Source organism: Rhodococcus oxybenzonivorans, assembly GCF_003130705.1.
GTDB lineage: Bacteria > Actinomycetota > Actinomycetes > Mycobacteriales > Mycobacteriaceae > Rhodococcus_F > Rhodococcus_F oxybenzonivorans.
In genome coordinates this window covers 1,014,371-1,030,192 of record NZ_CP021354.1, presented here as the reverse complement: position 1 = coordinate 1,030,192, position 15,822 = coordinate 1,014,371, and the positions used below count along the sequence as shown (strand labels likewise).

The following is a 15,822-nucleotide window of genomic DNA, read 5'->3' as shown; positions in this document are numbered from 1 at the left end:
GTCGCCATCATGAAATTCACCGTCGGCATTGCCATGAATCCCCTCGACCAACTACCTGCCCTCGCGAAAACCGCCGAGGAGTGCGGCTTCTCGTCCATCGCGCTTCCCGACTCGCTGTTCTTCATGGAGAAGCAGAGCACCGACTACCCGTACACCCCGGACGGTTCGCGGATGTGGAACGAGGAAACGCCCTGGGTGGATCCACTGATCGCCGCCGCGGCGATGGGCGCTGTCACCTCCAAGATCGAGTTCTACACCCAGGTACTCAAACTCGGATCGCGCAATCCGGTACTCCTCGCCCGCCAAGTGGGATCGGTGGCGAATCTGACCGGAAATCGGTTCGGCTTCGGGGTCGGCATCGGCTGGGCTCCGGAGGAATTCGAATGGTGCGGGGTTCCGTATGCAAAACGGGGCGCCCGGGTCGACGAGATGATCGAGGTCATCAAACTGATTCTCGGTGGCGGAATGGTCGAGTACCACGGCACCTTCTACGACTTCGACCGCCTGCAGATGAGCCCGGCCCCCACGAAACCGGTGCCGTTCTACGTCGGCGGGCACACCGACGTGGCACTTCGCCGGGCCGCCAGGGTGGGCGACGGCTGGACGTCGGCAATGATCAAATTCGACGATCTCGTCCAGGTGATCGCACGCCTCCGTGAACTCCGCGAGGAGTACGGGCGGGCCGAGCTGCCGTACGAAATACAGACCGTCTGCATCGACCGCTTCGGCAAGGAGGGATACGCGGAACTGGCCGAGGCGGGAGTGACCGACACCATCGTCGTCCCGTGGATCTTCGACGGCATCGGGTTCGACGGACCCCTCGAAGCCAAGCAGGACTCCATGCGTAAGTTCGCCGACCAGTACATCGACTAGGGGTGCACATGACCACCACCACCGACCATCCGGCACGCCTTGCGGGGCAGGCGTCACGAGAGGCCGCCAGCGGGAGACGCAAGGACGAGTGGCTCGCCTTGTTCGCCGACGACGCCTGTGTGGAAGACCCTGTCGGTCCCTCGCATTTCGACCCCGAAGGCAAGGGTCATCGCGGACTCGAGGCGATCTCACGGTTCTACGACATGACGATCGCGACCACCGAGTCGCTCGAATTCCTCATCACCGACTCGCTGGTGTGCGGCAACGAGAATGTGACCATCGGGACGATACGGTCAGTCGTCGGCGGAGCACAGATCGACGCCGAGGGCGTGATCATCTACCGGGTGAACGAGGAAGGCAAGATCGCATCTCTCCGCGCCTTCTGGGAGGTTGAGCGGGCGATGAAGACTGTGCGTACACTCTGACGCCGCGAACTTCCCGCGCGTAAGGCCCCGGTTTACCAGCGGACCGGGGCCTTCGTCGTGCGTCGATTCGAATTTGGAAACAGCAGGACATAGAACAGCGGCGTCGGAGAGGATGAGGGTGCCCTCCGACGCCGCTGAATTTTTGGGGGTCAGTGCTTGACCGGGCAGCCGCCAGACGTCGTCTTGTAGTCCACTGGGAACTCCTTGATTCCGTTGAGCCAACCCGAGCGCAGTCGCCGCGGATCTCCAAGCCTACTGATGTCGGGCAAGTGGTCTGCGATGGCATTGAAGATCAGGTCGATTTCGAGCCGAGCGAGGTTCGCGCCCAGGCAGAAGTGTGCGCCCGTTCCGCCGAAACCGACGTGCGGATTGTTCTCCCGCAGGATGTCGAACTTCTCGGGATTGTCAAAGGCGTCCTCGTCGAAATTCGCTGAGCCGTAAAGCATCACGACTCGCTGCCCCTTCTTGATCTGCACGCCGCCCAGCTCGGTGTCTTCGAGTGCGGTGCGCTGGAAGGAGTTGACCGGGGTGGCCCAGCGAACGATCTCGTCGGCTGCCGTCTTCGGGCGTTCCTTCTTGTAGAGCTCCCACTGATCGGGATGGTCGAGGAAAGCGATCATGCCGTGCGTGATGGCGTTGCGCGTGGTCTCGTTGCCTGCCACCGCCAGGAGAATGACGAAGAACCCGAATTCCTCGGGCGAGAGTTCGTTTCCGTCGATGTCCGCTTCGATCAGCGTCGTGACGATGTCATTGGCCGGGCACTTCTTGCGCTCATCGGCCATCTGATAGGCGTAGCCGAGGATTTCCATCGACGCTGCCTGGGGATCGATGTCCAGTTCGGGATCGTCGTATCCGGTCATCTGGTTCGACCAGTCGAATACCTTGAGCCGATCTTCCTGCGGCACGCCGAGAAGCTCCGCAATGGCCTGCAGGGGAAGTTCACAGGCGATCTGAGTGACGAAATCACCGGCTCCCGATTCTGCGGCTTCCTTGACGATCTTCTCGGCGCGCTCGGTGAGTTCGTCCCGGAGGCTGTTGATGGCGCGGGGCGTGAATCCTCGGGCAACCAGCTTGCGGAGCTTGGTGTGCTCGGGTGCGTCCTTGTTGATGAGGATGAACCGCTGCATATCGATGTTCTCGCGAGGGATGTCGTCGGCGAAGCGGACGATCGCGGTGTTCTCGTGCGTGGAGAACACGTCACTGCGCCGTGAGACCTCCTTGACGTCGTCGAGTTTGCTGACCACCCAGTAGCCGTCGTCGTGGAAGCCACCGATCTCCGGCGGCTGCGGGTTCCACCAGATCGGCGCAGTCTTACGCAGCTCGGCGAACTCCTGGTAGGGGATGCGCTCTGCGTAGATGTCCGGGTCGGTGAAGTCGAAACCCTCTGGAAGATTGGGCTGCGCCACTGCTGTCTCCTGCCCTAGGCCATACACCACTTCGTGATGTGGAACACGTTCTACTAACATTGAAACACAAGCCAGGCGACTAGCAAAGGAAAGCTGGTCCGGTCCTTGCCACCATAGGAGAACCTGTTCTATTTTCTGAGGACAAGGAAAGGAGCCCGCCGTGGGCACACCAGTAATCGTCGAGGCAGTGCGTACACCCATCGGAAAACGTGGTGGATGGCTGTCGGGATTGCATGCCGCCGAGATTCTCGGGGCCGTCCAGCGGGGAATCCTCGACCGCTCCGGCATCGACCCGGAATTGGTGGAGCAGGTGATCGGTGGATGCGTCACCCAGGCCGGTGCGCAGTCCAACAACATCACCCGCACGGCGTGGCTGCATGCCGGGCTGCCCTGGCAGGTCGGCGCCACGACGATCGACTGCCAGTGCGGATCCGCGCAGCAGGCCAATCACCTGATTGCCGGACTCATCGCGACCGACACCATCGACGTCGGAATTGCCTGCGGGATAGAAGCGATGAGCCAGGTCCCGCTCGGCGCGAACGTCGGCGAGAACGCTGGACCCCGCCGACCCGCCGACTGGGACATCGACATGCCCAATCAGTTCGAGGCGGCCGAGCGGATCGCCCGTCGCCGCGGGATCACGCGTGCAGACGTCGAGGCACTCGGTGTCCGTTCGCAGGCACGGGCCAAGCAGGCGTGGGACGAAGGCCGGTTCGATCGCGAGGTCCTGACGATGACGGCGCCCGTCGTCGACAAGGAAGGCAACGCCACCGGCGAAAGCCGAGTGGTCAGCCGGGACCAGGGCCTGCGGGACACGACCGCGGAGTCGCTGGCCAAGCTGAAGCCGGTCCTCGAGGGCGGCATCCACACGGCCGGCACGTCCTCACAAATTTCCGACGGCGCGGCCGCGGTGATGTTGATGGACGAGTCCCGGGCGCGCGCGCTCGGACTGACACCACGCGCCCGTATCGTCGCCCAGGCCCTTGTCGGGTCGGAACCCGAGTTCCACCTCGACGGTCCCGTCCAGGCCACCGCACGCGTGCTCGAACGCAGCGGAATGAAAATCGGCGACCTCGACCTGTTCGAAGTGAACGAAGCATTCGCCTCCGTACTTCTGTCGTGGGCGTCCGTCCACGGTCCCGACATGGACAAGGTGAACGTCAACGGTGGCGCTCTCGCGCTCGGGCATCCGGTGGGCAGCACGGGTTCCCGCCTGATCACCACCGCGCTGCACGAACTCGAGCGCACCGATGGGTCGACGGCACTGATCACGATGTGCGCGGGCGGCGCGCTAGCCACCGGCACCATCATCGAGCGAATCTAGGATCAGCCATGAACACACCTGCCCCGGCCCCCGCTCGACCGCGTGGCCTCGACTCCAAGTGGACGGTTTTCGTCATCAAGTGGGTGTCGAAGATCAATGTCGTCCTGTATCAGCGGACGGGCGGGCGGCTGGGCAGCAAGTGGCGGGTGGGCAGTGCCTTCCCGCGCGGACTGCCCGTTTGCCTACTCACCACCACCGGCCGCAAGAGCGGCGAACCCCGGGTCAACCCACTGCTGTTCCTCGAGGACGGCGAGCGCATCGTCCTCGTCGCCTCGCAGGGCGGGTTGCCGAAGCACCCGATGTGGTACTTGAATCTGCGGAGCGATCCGGCGGTCACCGTTCAGGTGAAGTCGCGTGTGCGGCCGATGACGGCGCGTGTGGCCACCGCCGAGGAACGCGCGCAGTTGTGGCCGCGGCTCGTCGACATGTATCCCGATTTCGACAACTACCAGGCCTGGACCGAGCGAACGATCCCCGTCGTCATCTGCACCCCACGATAAAACTGTATGTACCGCCGGGTAACGGATGCCATGTCCGGAGACTTCTTGCAGTATTGACCCCGTACGGAAGATGTACGACGGCCGAGGCGAGGAAAGCAGATATGACGACACAGGTTCAAGATCGGATACACGACCGTCGGGAGCTCACGGCAGCACTTCTGCGCGCGCTCGAACGGCGACACGAAGTCCTCGATGCGATCGTCGACAGCAAGGATCATGCCGAGGCGCTCACCACCGTCGCCGGCCTCCTGGACACATCCGAGGCGTACGCGGAAGCCGTCCTCAATCTGACGTTCCGTCGCCTCACCAAGGATGAACGCCTCCGCATCCAGTCGGAACTCGAAGACCTCGACGCGAAGTTGGAGTGGACGGCGTCCGACCGCCCGGCGAGCACCGGGCGCAATTTCCGTCTGCGTCCGTTCACACCCACCGACGAGGACGCCGAGTTGTTCCGCCGCCGCTGCGCCGAACAGGAGGAAGACGGCACTCCGTGGTCGCAGGAGCGGATCGAGAAGGAACGCGCGGAGGGTTTGAAGCGAATCGACGACGAGTCCGCAGCGTGGTTCGTCTGCGAGGACACCGCCGAGAACAGCTCCGTCGGGTTGGTCTTCGGTGAGCTCACCGGACGCGAAGTCGACGTAGCCATCTGGGTAGCACCCGAGTGCCGCAAGAAGGGGTACGGCACCGCCGCCGTGAAGCACAGCAGGCAGGAACTGGCCGCCGAGTTCCCCGGCACGGTTCTGGTCGTTCGCGCACCGGCCTGACCCTGCACCGTGGTGGCACGGCGCGCACGCGCGCGCTGCGCCACCACGTTGCGGTACGAACGCCTGGTCAGCCGGATATGACGCGGTAGTCGGGGTCCCGCTGCTTGGTGACGCCCTGCGCCCAGCGGTAGTCCGGCTTGCCGCTGGGTGTTCGCTGCACAGCGTCTTCCACCCACAGGAGCCGCGGAATCTTGTACCCGGCGAGGCTCTGCCGCACGTGGTGTTCGAGGCCGTCGAAGTCGATTCCGGCACCGTCCCGCGGCTGCACGACCGCGGAGACGCGATGCCCCCAGCGTTCGTCCGGCACACCGACGACGATGGCGTCGTAGATGTCGCGGTACGCCTTCACCGCGCTCTCGACCTCTTCGGCGAACACCTTCTCACCGCCGGTGTTGATCACCATGTTGCCGCGCCCGAGGAGGGTGATCGAACCGTCCTCCTCGATGCGCGCACGGTCACCTGTGACCACGACGGGCTTGCCGTCGACCTCCCGGAATATCTCCTTCGTCTTCTCGGGATCGTTGTAGTAACCGAGCGGGACGTAGCCGCCCTTGGCGAACCAGCCATCATTACCGGATCCGGGCTCGATGGGGCGATCGTCGTCGCCGATCACCATGGCATACCGGCCGGCGGGTACCCGCGGCCCACCTACTTGTTTCTGCCCCTTGGTCGCGAACCCGATTCCGCCGAAGCCGGTTTCGGAGGCGCCGATGGAATCCGACACCACCAGGTTCGGGAATGCGTCGAGAAACGCATCCTTGATCACCGGAGAGAACAGCGCCGCACCCGACGCGACCACCGCAAGGCTCGACGTGTCGGTGCGCGAGGACTGACGAGCCTCGATCAGGGGACGCCCCATCGCATCTCCGGTGATGATGAGGATCTGCACCCGGTGTCGCTCCACCAGTTCCCAGGTCCGGTGCGGATCGAATTTCGACTCCAAGAGCACGGTGTTGCCGCTGAACAGCGCGGTGAGGGTGGGCATCATCGCCGCGGCGTGGATCAGCGGCGGCAACGCGAACCACAACGTCGGCTCGCCCTCGGACCCCACCTGCGACTGCTGGTATTCGTCTTCGATGGCCTCACCGGTATAGAAGTCGAGGCCGCCGGCGAGCACTCGCCAGATCGACTCATGCGTCCACACGACACCTTTCGGACGTCCCGTGGTGCCGCCGGTGTACATGATGAACACATCGTCGTTGCTGCGCTCGCCGAAGTCCCTACGGCCGCTGCCGGACAGCGCTTCTTCGTACGGCACCGAGTCGCTGTGCAACCCGACGCCGCCGAGGTCGTCCTCGACGACCACGGTGTACCGGATCTTCGGCAGCGAGGGCAGGACTTCGGCGATCCGCGGCGAGTAGACCCGATGATGGACGACGGCTTCCAAGTCGGCATTGCCGTAGACGTAGGCGAGTTCGTCGCTGGTGTAGCGGTAGTTGATATTGATGGGAACGGCCCGGATCTTGAACGCGGCCAGCAGTGTTTCCACCGTCTCGATCGAATTGTGCAGGTGCACACCGATATGGGAGCCGGTGGTCAGGCCTGCCTCGAGTAAGTTGTGCGCCAAGCGGTTGGCCCGGTCCTCGAGTTCGCGGTAGGTGATTCGCCGTCCAGCCGCAATCAGCGCAACCCGGTCCGGCATGGCGTCGACGGAGTGTTCGAAGAGGTCTGCAAGGTTGTACGCCATGGACTTGTCCTCTTTCAGACGACACTGAGGGGTAGCGGTATGCCGCGGTCGGTGAAGGCGAAGTCGGCGCCCGTGCTGAATCGGGTGAGCGCCACCTCCGACGCCTCTTTCGCGGGCGCCTCCCCCGTGACAACTTCCACGGTGAGCGCCGTGTCCGTCTCCTCGATCACCCGTGCGGAGAAGCGCGGCGATACCCCGCGCAGCAGTGCGTCGAGCGGTTCCAGATGTGCGCCGTCGATCATCGAAGGCCAGGCACCGTCCGCGTCGGAACCGCCTGCACGCCGAATGGTGAGGAAAAGACGATCGACGAGGGTGGTCGTGACCTCGACGTACTGGCGAGGATTGAACGCCGGGTGGATGGCGAGCACGGCTGCGAGTCCCTCGAGGTCGCCCGGCAGCCCGAGCGCGTTCCGGATCCGCTCGGAGGTGAGTCCGGCGATACCGGTGAATTGTCTGCGCGCAATGGTCATCGCCGACTCCTCGTCGGTGCGCGACCGCACTGCCAACAGGAATCCGAGCGTGAGCAGGTGCTGTTGCAGGCACACTTCCTCGGCCATCCGGACGAGGGCCGAATGGGAGAAGTCGGAGAACCGCAGATCGCTGAGAAGCGCATCCGAGTAGTCGTGGCGGCCGGGCCCACGAGTGTCGATCGGCGACAATTCGACCGCCGCGGCCCTCGACCTGCCCAGCGTCACCAGACCCTCGGGCACCGGTGGTGGGGTGTGTGCGTCGTCGATGGTCACGGTCCACTTGCAGTGGGGAGTGCGATCCGCCGGGCGCCGGGGCGGACGGTGGACCGGTCGCACCTGCGCGTGCGGGTTGGTGGCCAGCGCGGTCGCGTCGAAGGTCGGGTCCTCGATGTCGTGGCACATGGACGTGACGTACTCGTCGCCCATCGGTTCTACGTCCATGAGGGCCCCGCAATGGTCCAGCCAGAACTCGCCGTGATCGTGGTCGATCACGCGGTAGCGGAAATCCATGAACTGTGGCGGCGCGCCGATGTCGAGTTGCAGGCCCTTGAAGATGGTCACGACGCCATCACCCTCGAACGCCAGCGCGCGCTGCATCCGCTTGGTGTAGATCGGGCTCGCCGCCATCCACTCCTCGATCGCGACCTGCGTCATCCCCTCGCGTCCGAACGCGCCGATCAGGTGCGGCATGCCGGAGCGATCGATCAGATGCCCACACAGCAGCAGTTCCGGCACCAGCACAGCGAGATCTTCACGGGACAGGTCCGCGAACGACGTGGGAACCCGCACGGCACTCACCACAACGGAACCGGGGCCTGGCCCACCGGATACCACCCCGGAAGCCGGCCGGAGGTCGAGCGCGCGATCCGCGCGTTCATACCGTCGGACATCGCGTTGTTCGTGATCATCTCGAGGAACAGGGCGGAGACGTTGCCGAAGTCGAAGAAGTCACGCTGCCAGGACCATTGGAAGTTGCCGCCGTAGCGGAACCAGCTACCACCGATCCCGTACACCTGGTAGTGGGTGCCGTCCTCGCGTGTGCGATCGGAGACCTGTTTCCAGAACCCGATGACGTCGCCGCTGCGGTCATCGATGACGACTTTCTGATAGGGGTACTCCCAGCCCTCCAACCCCTCCATCTCCTGTCCGAGCGCGAGGTCTCGAATCTCGTCGCGTCCGACGGCCATGAAGTCGTCCTTGGGGCCGTAGTTCCATCCGTACGTCGCGTCCTCGGTGTACATCTCGGCGAGCGGCTTCCAGTCGCCGAGCGATTCGCAGCGCTTGTTCTCGTCGATCCACCGCTGCACCATCTCATCGAGCTCGGCGCGATCGAACTGTACGGCCGGGCCGGTCCTTCGATCGAACTGTGACATCAGGATTCTCCTTCAGAAGTTTCGTTGTCCTCGACGATCCGCAAGGCCTGCGTGGGACAGAAGCGCACGGCGCTTTCCACACTCGCGCGCAGCGTCTCGGGCGGGGCAGTATCCACAATCTCGACCTTCCCGTGCTTCGGCACGGTGAACACCTCCGGTGCCTCGAGCTCACACATGGCGTGGCCCTGGCACAGATCGAGGTCGGCTTCGACTTTCATCACTTGCTGCGCTTCCGGTACCTCACCGCACAAGGCTGCTGCAGCTGAACCACCATCTTGCTGTGGTCGTTGCGATACGTCTCCGACGGCTGCGCCATCTCGAATTCCCAGTCCTGCAGGAGGATGGAGAAGATAGCTTTGAGCTGCATCAACGCGAATGCCGCACCGACGCAGCGGTGCCGGCCCGCACCGAACGGGATCCACGTCCACCGGTTGACGATGTCTTCCTGGTTCGGATCGATGTAGCGCTCGGGGTCGAACGCGTCCGGGTTCGGGAAGTCCTCGGCCAAACGGTTGGAGATCGCTGGTGTCGCAGCCACTAGGTCACCCTGCGCAATCTGGTATCCGCCTACCTCGAAGTCGCCCTGCGCCACCCGCAGCAGGATGATCAGCGGAGGATGCAGTCGCAACGTTTCCTTCAGCACCGCCTCGAGTTTCGGGATCTGCCGCAGCGCCCCGAAGCTGATATCGGAGCCGTCGGCGTACAGATCGTCGAGCTCGCCCACGACTTGCTTGGCGTAGTCGGGGTGGCGAAGCAGTTCGATCAGCGTCCACGCCGCTGTGCCGGAAGTCGTGTGGTGGCCGGCAAACATCATCGAGATGAACATGCCCGTGATCTCGTCGGCACTGAACCGCTCGTTGCCGTTCTCGTCCTTGATCGAGACGAGGACGTCGAGCATGTCCCGGTCCTCCTTGCCCTGCGGAGGGTGTGCGATCCGGTCCGTCATGATGTCCTGGACGAGGGCGACCAGCTGCACCCGGGCCTCGTCCCGTCGCCGGAAGCTGTCGATATCTGCGTAGGGGTCGACGAACGCGATCGCGTCCGTTCCCTGCTCGAGTTCGTGGTAGAGCTGCGCGAAGCGACCGTCGAGTTGGTCCCGGAACTTCTTGCCGATGAGGCAGGCCGAGGACGTATAGATGGTGAGCTCCGCGAAGAACTCGAGGAGGTCGATCTCGCCCTCGTCGTCCCAGCGCGACACCATGCGATCGACCTCGTGGGCGATGGTGGCGGCGTGCCCCTTCATCTGCTCGCCGCGCAGAGCCTGGTTGTGCAGCATCTCCTTGCGTCGTTCGGGGCTGGCGTCGAACACGACACCTTCACCGAAGATCGGCTTCATGAACGGATAGGCCGCCTGCTGATCCAGGTCCTCGTCGCTCGAACGGAAGAAGAACTCGTTCGCTTCCGCCCCGGACAGCATGATGACGTTGCGGTCCACCAATTGGAAGACGCCCACGTCGCCGCACTCCTCGCGCACCCGCCGCATCAGGGCGATGGGGTCGGTGCGCAGTTCCTCGAGGTGGCCGTGTTCGCGCTCTCCGCCGGAAACCCTCGGCGGCTGAGTCAGATTCATCAGGCATCCTTTCGCAGTGGCGCCTCGGGCTGGACCTCGATCAGCACCAGATGTGCTCCACGGGGCGCACTCACGGTGGCGACGACGGCATCAGCGATCGCGGACGCACGCAAGAAGTAGGAGTGGCGGGCGAAACCCCATTTCGCCCAGTCTTCGAGGACGGGTCCGATGACCTCCTCGGTGGTGTTCATACCCATAGCGGTCTGGGTGGGCCCGGGACGCACGATCGACGCACGGATACCGGTACCCTCCAGTTCCATCCGCATCTGCCTGCCCATTGCCTCGACGCCGGTTTTCGCGGCGTTGTAGGCGCCCATCCGCGGTCGTGGTGAGTCTGCGCAATCCGATCCGATCAGCACGAAATCACCGCGCTTGCGTTCGATCATGCCGGGGAGGATCCGATGCGCGAGGCGCTGCGCGCCGACGAGGTGTACATCGACCTGCTTCAGGAACTGATCCGGATCCATCTCGTGGGCGGTGGAAAACTCGAGGTCCCCGGCACCGGACAGCACGATCTCCGTCGAACCGAAGGTGCTCTCGGCCGCTGTCACGAAGTCGTTCACGGACGCCGTGTCCGTGACGTCGAGGAAGTGCGCGAAAGCCTCACCGCCGCTACTTCGGATCTTGTCGGCGATGGCCTCGCATTCCTCCACTCGCCGCGCCCCGAGTGCCACGGGATGACCGAGTTCTGCAAGCGCATAGGCGGTGGCGGTACCTATCCCCGAAGAGGCACCGCTGATGATCGCAGGACGCCGCGGCGGATGGGGTTCGAACCTAGGCATGACGGACCTGCACTTTCAGTGGAAGCGAGGCGAAACCTCGAACGTTAGTGGAATGAACTCGCACACAATTCTTTTCGTCCACCTCGAAGCTTTCGACCTTCTCGACCAGTTGTGTCAGAGCGATCTTCGCTTCGAGGCGGGCCATGTGCGCGCCCAGGCAGAAGTGCGTGCCGCCGCCGAAGCTGGCGAGCTTGTTGCTGCTGTCCCGGCCGATCCGGTACTCGTCGGCATCCTCGAATACCGCGGGGTCGCGGTTCGCGGACCCGATGAGGATCAGCACCTTGTCCCCGGCAGAAATGGTCGTGTCGCGGAAGGTGACGTCGACGGCCGCCGTGCGGGCAACCATCTGGCTCGAGGTGTCGTAGCGGAGAGTCTCCTCTACCCATTCCGACACCCGGCTCGGGTCGCCGAGGACCTTGCGCGCCTCGTCCGGGAACCGTGAGCCCCAGTACAGAGCATTACCGAGCAGCTTGGTAGTGGTCTCGTTGCCCGCAACCACCATGAGGAACATGAACGCGATGATTTCGTCGTCGGTGAGCCGGTCGCCATCGATCTCGGCTTCGAGCAGGGCCGAGGTCAGATCGTCCACGGGTTTCTTGCGCCGCTCGGCGATCATGTCCGCGTAGTAGCCCACGAGATACAGCGACGCTTCCATGGCTGCCTGGGGAACATCCAGGACGCCTTCCTCCCGGTGCACCACCAGGTCGGCGAGTCGCCGCAATTCGGAACGGTCCGTTTCGGGGACACCCATCAGTTCCGAGATGACGTCCATGGGTAGCTTGCCCGCGAACTCCGGAATCCAATCGAACTCCCCGGATGCCAAGGCCGGGTCAAGATACTGCGTTGTCAATTCCTCGATTCGCCCGTGTAATTCATTGACACGACGCGGGGTGAATCCCCGGGAGACCAGCTGGCGCATCCGCATGTGCCGCGGATCGTCCAGGGCCAGGAACGACATCGTCTTGTACGCCTTCGGACCGTAGGCCGCCGGATCGAGGGACACGCCGTTGGCACTCGACAGCCGCGTGTTGTCTCGAAACGCTGCAACGACGTCCTCGTGACGCGAAAGAGCCCAGAAATCGAGTTCCGGGTTGTAGTAGACCGGCGCCTCTTCCCTCAGTCGGCGATAGGTGACGTAGGGATCCTCATGAAAGTCGTAATCGTAGGGATTTAACGTCACCGGATCGAGTGACGCTCCGGGGATCGACGCTGCGGTCATGTGCATTCACTCCAGGATCAGCTTGGCGGAAGTTTCCAGTCGATCTGCGAATTCGGTGTACGACCCGTAGCCCATGCCCGCGCGGACCAACCCACCCGCGTACAGCAGCTCCAGCGCCTCGAGTACGTCCGGATCGGGATCGCTGCCGAGTGCGTCGGCAAGCCGCTGCCGGATCTCGATACCGATCCGCGTGCGCAGGTGCTCCACGTCGGGGTCACGGCCGAGCAATGCGCTGGTGACGGCGCCGGCCAACTCGGGTTCGTCGGCGACCAACAGTGCGATGTGCCGCAGCACGGCCACCACCCGTCCGGTCCGGTCGGGACCCGCGTCCGCCTCCTCGGGTGAAGCCGCGAGGCGGCGCCAGAACACCTCGGCGACGAGGTGCTCCTTGGAGGAGAAGTAGGTGTACGCCGTTGCCGGGGCGACGCCGGCGAGTCCGGCCACCGATCGAACGGTGAGACCGGCGAATCCCTCTGCCCGCAACACCTCGACTGCAGCCTTGGTCAGACGCTCGACAGTGTCTGCCTGCTTTTCGGTCAAACGGCGGCGGGTGGACTCGAAATTCATCTTACTGGACACGTGTCTGGACGCTACTACAGTTTGGTCGGCCTGGCAACGAAAAGTCCTGCATTTACTGCCCGCGCGGGTGAATACGTACGGGCATTGCCTTGATGCCACTGATGAAATTCGACCGCAGCCGCGTTATGGGACCGGTCGGCTCCACGCGATCGATGCGGGCGGCCATCGTCTCGAACAGGATCCGCAATTCCAGCCGTGCCAGGTGCGCGCCGAGGCAGAAGTGAATTCCGCTCCCCCCGAAGGCGACGTGCGGGTTGGGCGTTCGGGCGATGTCGAAACAGTACGGCGCGTCGAACACGTCCTCGTCACGATTGGCGCTCGGGTAGTAGATGACCACCTTGTCGCCTGCGACCACCGGTTGATTGCCGATCATCGCATCACGGGTGGCGGTGCGCCGGAAGTCCATCACCGGCGTGACCCACCGCAGGATCTCCTCGACCGCGGTCGCGGCAAGTTCCGGTTCGGCCTGCAACCGGCGCCACTGCTCGGGATGGTCGATGAAAGCTTGCATGCCGCCCGCGGTGGCGTTGCGTGTCGTCTCGTTCCCCGCGACCACGAGGAGAACGAAGAACATGTTGAATTCCATCTCGGTGAGGGTGTCACCATTCTCGTCCGGCTGGACCAGCTTGGTGACGATGTCGTCGCGCGGTTCGACGCGGCGCTGGGCCGCTAATTCGTTGGCATACAGGAAGATCTCCATCGCCGCGAGCTCGCCGTCCGCCTGAGTGGTGGCGTACTCGGGATCGTCGAAGCCGATCATCCGGTTGGACCAGTCGTAGAGCCTGTCGACGTCCGACGAGGGTGCGCCCAGGAGAGCCGCGATCACCTCGAGCGGTAAGGGGGCCGCGGCGCGGCGCACGAAATCGACCTCTCCCGCGTCGAGTAGGTCGTCGACTATCTGCGAGCAGATGTCCCGGATGTGCGCCTCCAGCGACTTGACCATGCGCGGCGTGAATCCTCGGCTGACCAACTGGCGCAACCGAGTGTGGTCCGGTGGATCCAGATTGACGAGCATGGCCGCTTGCTTCGCCCGGGTCTCGTCGTCGAAGTCGTCGATCTGCGTGGTGCCCAACGCGGAGGAAAACGTGGCGCTGTCCCGCGAGACGGCAACTACATCAGCATGTTTCGTCACGGCCCAATAGCCGGTGCCGCCCTCCTCGGGCTGCCAATAGACGGGCTCGCTCTTACGCAGGCGGTCGAAGAATGCGTAGGGCACCCCCTCCGCGTAGAGGTCGGGGGATTTGAGATCAATCCGAGACGCGGTCATCCACTGCTCCTCGATCGAATAAATGAATGTGATGTGTATCAAACTACACACCTTCATTTATTATGGAAGCCCTTATGCTGAACCCATGGCGAGAGGGCAGAAAGAACCGATCCGGCGTCGCACACTGACGCGCGAGAAGGTCGTGGATGCGGCGATCGACATCATCGACGAGCTCGGGTGGGACCCCCTGTCGATGACGAGCCTCTCCGCCCGACTGGAGGTCGTCACCGCGTCGCTCTACAACCACGTCCGCAATCTCGACGACGTCCGCGGCGCTGTTCAGGTGCGCACCATGGCGGAACTCGGCGCGCACCTACGCGAGACCGCGATGGGCCGAACCGGGGTGGACGGCCTCCGGGCGCTCGTCGACGCGCACCGCGTCTGGGCGACCGAGCACCCGCATCGGTACCGGACACTCACCACAAGCCCGGTCGACAGGGACGCCTTCATCTCCGCAGCCCTGGACGCCAACACGGCACTGCGTACGATGCTGGCGTCGTGCGGTGTGCCGCCCGAAGACACTCTCGATGCGGCTGTCAGCATCTTCGCCGCCATGCACGGCTTCGTCATGCTGGTGAATACCGATTTCCTCGGTGACGAGCTGGACCTGGACTCGATCTACGAATCCGTGCTGCGGGGAGCACTGTCCGGGGTGGGCTGCGTGAAGGAGACGAGTTCCGCCAGCTCGTCCAGGGACCACGGTGGCGCCGTGTCGTGGTCGCGGTAGGCGACGAACTTCGGCGTCTGCCGCTCGAATCGCCCTACGAAACAACCTGATCCGACGAAGACGCCTCCAGTGATCGCCGCGGCCCGATCGCTCGCCAGGTAGGCATAGAGCGCGGCGACGTACTCCGGTGGCGCAGGATGAAGCGAACCGTAGCGCGCCGCCTCGTCGAGCATGCCGCGCCGATGCAGTTCTTCGATGTGTTGCTCGTATCCTTCGCCGACGGACAGTCGAGTGCGCGCACCCGGACAGACGACATTTGCGCGCACACCCGAGTCTGCGAGTTCGGCTGCGATTGCCAGAGTGAGACTGTTGACCGCACCCTTTGCCGCCGGATACCCCGTACCGCCGAAGTCACCGAGGAACGCGAACGAACTCGTGTTCACGATGGCGCCACGTCCCCGCGCAACCATCAGCGGAGCGATCACCCGGCAGGTGCGAAAAGTCGAGGTCAGGTGCGCGTCGATCAGTTCGCTCCACTGCTCGTCGGTGACGTTCAGGATGGACGACTGCGGAGGTTCCGCGATCCCCGCGCAGTTGATCAAGACGTCGACCGACCCGTACGCGCTCACCGCCGCATCCGCGAGCGCCTCCGCGACACCCGGCACCGCGGCCGAGCCCGAAACCGCGATTGCCCGTCCGCCGGCGTCGACGATTTCCTGTGCCACCGAGTCGGACGCCTCCCGGTCGCGACCGTTGACCACCACGCCGGCGCCCTCGGCCGCCAGAGCGTGGGCAACCGATCGGCCGATTCCGCGACTCGAGCCGGTCACCACCGCTCCGCGTCCTTTCAGGTGCTTTGCTCGGTGTGAGTTCATGTCTTCCACTTCCCTCGAGGCGCGTATTGCGATCAATCCGG

General features: G+C 64.1%; 17 protein-coding genes. 6 read left to right on the top strand and 11 right to left on the bottom strand.

What is annotated here, in order from left to right; translation table 11 throughout:
- The first annotated feature begins 9 nt into the window (after nt 1–9).
- The gene (locus CBI38_RS05000; RefSeq protein WP_109326893.1) at nt 10–873 is read left to right on the top strand and encodes a TIGR03619 family F420-dependent LLM class oxidoreductase; all 864 of its coding nucleotides are present in this window, start codon (nt 10–12) and stop codon (nt 871–873) included.
- An 8-nt stretch (nt 874–881) separates the two neighbouring features.
- On the top strand, nt 882–1,298 hold the full coding sequence (locus CBI38_RS04995) for a nuclear transport factor 2 family protein (RefSeq protein ID WP_109334863.1): 417 nt from the start codon (nt 882–884) through the stop codon (nt 1,296–1,298).
- Nucleotides 1,299–1,447: 149 nt separating this feature from the next.
- On the opposite strand, the gene CBI38_RS04990 is transcribed toward CBI38_RS04995, so the two are convergent.
- Complete coding sequence (locus tag CBI38_RS04990) at nt 1,448–2,704, bottom strand: cytochrome P450 (RefSeq protein ID WP_109326883.1); 1,257 nt, start codon at nt 2,702–2,704, stop codon at nt 1,448–1,450.
- A gap of 160 nt (nt 2,705–2,864) precedes the next feature.
- Between CBI38_RS04990 and CBI38_RS04985 the strand changes: the two genes are divergently transcribed.
- From CBI38_RS04985 to CBI38_RS04975, 3 genes are all read left to right on the top strand, one after another.
- On the top strand, nt 2,865–4,028 hold the full coding sequence (locus CBI38_RS04985; protein ID WP_109326882.1) for a steroid 3-ketoacyl-CoA thiolase: 1,164 nt from the start codon (nt 2,865–2,867) through the stop codon (nt 4,026–4,028).
- 8 nt (nt 4,029–4,036) lie between these two features.
- Nucleotides 4,037–4,528, top strand: a complete 492-nt coding sequence (locus CBI38_RS04980; protein WP_109326881.1) for a nitroreductase family deazaflavin-dependent oxidoreductase — start codon at nt 4,037–4,039, stop codon at nt 4,526–4,528.
- Nucleotides 4,529–4,629: 101 nt separating this feature from the next.
- Nucleotides 4,630–5,292 (top strand): GNAT family N-acetyltransferase, encoded by a 663-nt coding sequence (locus tag CBI38_RS04975; protein WP_109326880.1) that lies wholly within the window; start codon nt 4,630–4,632, stop codon nt 5,290–5,292.
- Between the two features lie 67 nt (nt 5,293–5,359).
- Here the strand turns inward: CBI38_RS04975 and CBI38_RS04970 are convergent, their stop codons facing one another.
- From CBI38_RS04970 to CBI38_RS04930, 9 genes are all read right to left on the bottom strand, one after another.
- The gene (locus CBI38_RS04970; RefSeq protein WP_109326879.1) at nt 5,360–6,979 is read right to left on the bottom strand and encodes an acyl-CoA synthetase; all 1,620 of its coding nucleotides are present in this window, start codon (nt 6,977–6,979) and stop codon (nt 5,360–5,362) included.
- Nucleotides 6,980–6,993: 14 nt separating this feature from the next.
- Entirely contained in the window at nt 6,994–8,250 is a 1,257-nt protein-coding gene (locus tag CBI38_RS04965) for a hypothetical protein (RefSeq protein WP_109326878.1), read from the bottom strand.
- Nucleotides 8,244–8,822, bottom strand: coding sequence for a Cif family virulence factor (locus CBI38_RS04960; RefSeq protein WP_109326876.1), 579 nt, complete (start codon nt 8,820–8,822; stop codon nt 8,244–8,246). The genes CBI38_RS04965 and CBI38_RS04960 overlap by 7 nt, the downstream gene beginning before the upstream one ends.
- Complete coding sequence (locus CBI38_RS04955; protein WP_109326875.1) at nt 8,822–9,040, bottom strand: ferredoxin; 219 nt, start codon at nt 9,038–9,040, stop codon at nt 8,822–8,824. Before CBI38_RS04955 ends, CBI38_RS04960 begins: the two co-directional genes overlap by 1 nt.
- Nucleotides 9,040–10,392, bottom strand: a complete 1,353-nt coding sequence (locus CBI38_RS04950) for a cytochrome P450 (RefSeq protein ID WP_109326874.1) — start codon at nt 10,390–10,392, stop codon at nt 9,040–9,042. Before CBI38_RS04950 ends, CBI38_RS04955 begins: the two co-directional genes overlap by 1 nt.
- Nucleotides 10,392–11,174 (bottom strand): SDR family oxidoreductase, encoded by a 783-nt coding sequence (locus CBI38_RS04945; protein WP_109326867.1) that lies wholly within the window; start codon nt 11,172–11,174, stop codon nt 10,392–10,394. Before CBI38_RS04945 ends, CBI38_RS04950 begins: the two co-directional genes overlap by 1 nt.
- Nucleotides 11,167–12,393, bottom strand: a complete 1,227-nt coding sequence (locus CBI38_RS04940) for a cytochrome P450 (RefSeq protein WP_109334862.1) — start codon at nt 12,391–12,393, stop codon at nt 11,167–11,169. The genes CBI38_RS04945 and CBI38_RS04940 overlap by 8 nt, the downstream gene beginning before the upstream one ends.
- A 6-nt stretch (nt 12,394–12,399) precedes the next feature.
- Nucleotides 12,400–12,960, bottom strand: coding sequence for a TetR/AcrR family transcriptional regulator (locus CBI38_RS04935; protein WP_109326866.1), 561 nt, complete (start codon nt 12,958–12,960; stop codon nt 12,400–12,402).
- Between the two features lie 64 nt (nt 12,961–13,024).
- Nucleotides 13,025–14,239, bottom strand: a complete 1,215-nt coding sequence (locus CBI38_RS04930) for a cytochrome P450 (protein WP_109334861.1) — start codon at nt 14,237–14,239, stop codon at nt 13,025–13,027.
- An 85-nt stretch (nt 14,240–14,324) separates the two neighbouring features.
- On the opposite strand from CBI38_RS04930, the gene CBI38_RS04925 reads away from it, so the two are divergent.
- Nucleotides 14,325–14,966 carry a TetR/AcrR family transcriptional regulator gene (locus tag CBI38_RS04925; RefSeq protein ID WP_230990085.1) on the top strand — a complete coding sequence of 214 codons (642 nt, stop codon included), beginning with the start codon at nt 14,325–14,327 and terminating at the stop codon, nt 14,964–14,966.
- On the opposite strand, the gene CBI38_RS04920 is transcribed toward CBI38_RS04925, so the two are convergent.
- Nucleotides 14,858–15,781 (bottom strand): SDR family NAD(P)-dependent oxidoreductase, encoded by a 924-nt coding sequence (locus tag CBI38_RS04920; RefSeq protein ID WP_109334860.1) that lies wholly within the window; start codon nt 15,779–15,781, stop codon nt 14,858–14,860. The genes CBI38_RS04925 and CBI38_RS04920 overlap by 109 nt on opposite strands.
- Between the last annotated feature and the right edge of the window lie 41 nt (nt 15,782–15,822).

Excerpts from the sequence above, each read along its gene's own strand:
- CBI38_RS04995 (WP_109334863.1), top strand. The coding sequence starts at position 882 with ATGACCACCACCACCGACCATCCGGCACGCCTTGCGGGGCAGGCGTCA.
- CBI38_RS04945 (WP_109326867.1), bottom strand. The coding sequence starts at position 11,174 with ATGCCTAGGTTCGAACCCCATCCGCCGCGGCGTCCTGCGATCATCAGC.
- CBI38_RS04920 (WP_109334860.1), bottom strand. The coding sequence starts at position 15,781 with ATGAACTCACACCGAGCAAAGCACCTGAAAGGACGCGGAGCGGTGGTG.
- CBI38_RS05000 (WP_109326893.1), top strand. The coding sequence starts at position 10 with ATGAAATTCACCGTCGGCATTGCCATGAATCCCCTCGACCAACTACCT.
- CBI38_RS04950 (WP_109326874.1), bottom strand. The coding sequence starts at position 10,392 with ATGAATCTGACTCAGCCGCCGAGGGTTTCCGGCGGAGAGCGCGAACAC.
- CBI38_RS04970 (WP_109326879.1), bottom strand. The coding sequence starts at position 6,979 with ATGGCGTACAACCTTGCAGACCTCTTCGAACACTCCGTCGACGCCATG.
- CBI38_RS04925 (WP_230990085.1), top strand. The coding sequence starts at position 14,325 with ATGGCGAGAGGGCAGAAAGAACCGATCCGGCGTCGCACACTGACGCGC.
- CBI38_RS04960 (WP_109326876.1), bottom strand. The coding sequence starts at position 8,822 with ATGTCACAGTTCGATCGAAGGACCGGCCCGGCCGTACAGTTCGATCGC.
- CBI38_RS04935 (WP_109326866.1), bottom strand. The coding sequence starts at position 12,960 with ATGAATTTCGAGTCCACCCGCCGCCGTTTGACCGAAAAGCAGGCAGAC.
- CBI38_RS04940 (WP_109334862.1), bottom strand. The coding sequence starts at position 12,393 with ATGACCGCAGCGTCGATCCCCGGAGCGTCACTCGATCCGGTGACGTTA.
- CBI38_RS04975 (WP_109326880.1), top strand. The coding sequence starts at position 4,630 with ATGACGACACAGGTTCAAGATCGGATACACGACCGTCGGGAGCTCACG.
- CBI38_RS04930 (WP_109334861.1), bottom strand. The coding sequence starts at position 14,239 with ATGACCGCGTCTCGGATTGATCTCAAATCCCCCGACCTCTACGCGGAG.
- CBI38_RS04955 (WP_109326875.1), bottom strand. The coding sequence starts at position 9,040 with ATGAAAGTCGAAGCCGACCTCGATCTGTGCCAGGGCCACGCCATGTGT.
- CBI38_RS04980 (WP_109326881.1), top strand. The coding sequence starts at position 4,037 with ATGAACACACCTGCCCCGGCCCCCGCTCGACCGCGTGGCCTCGACTCC.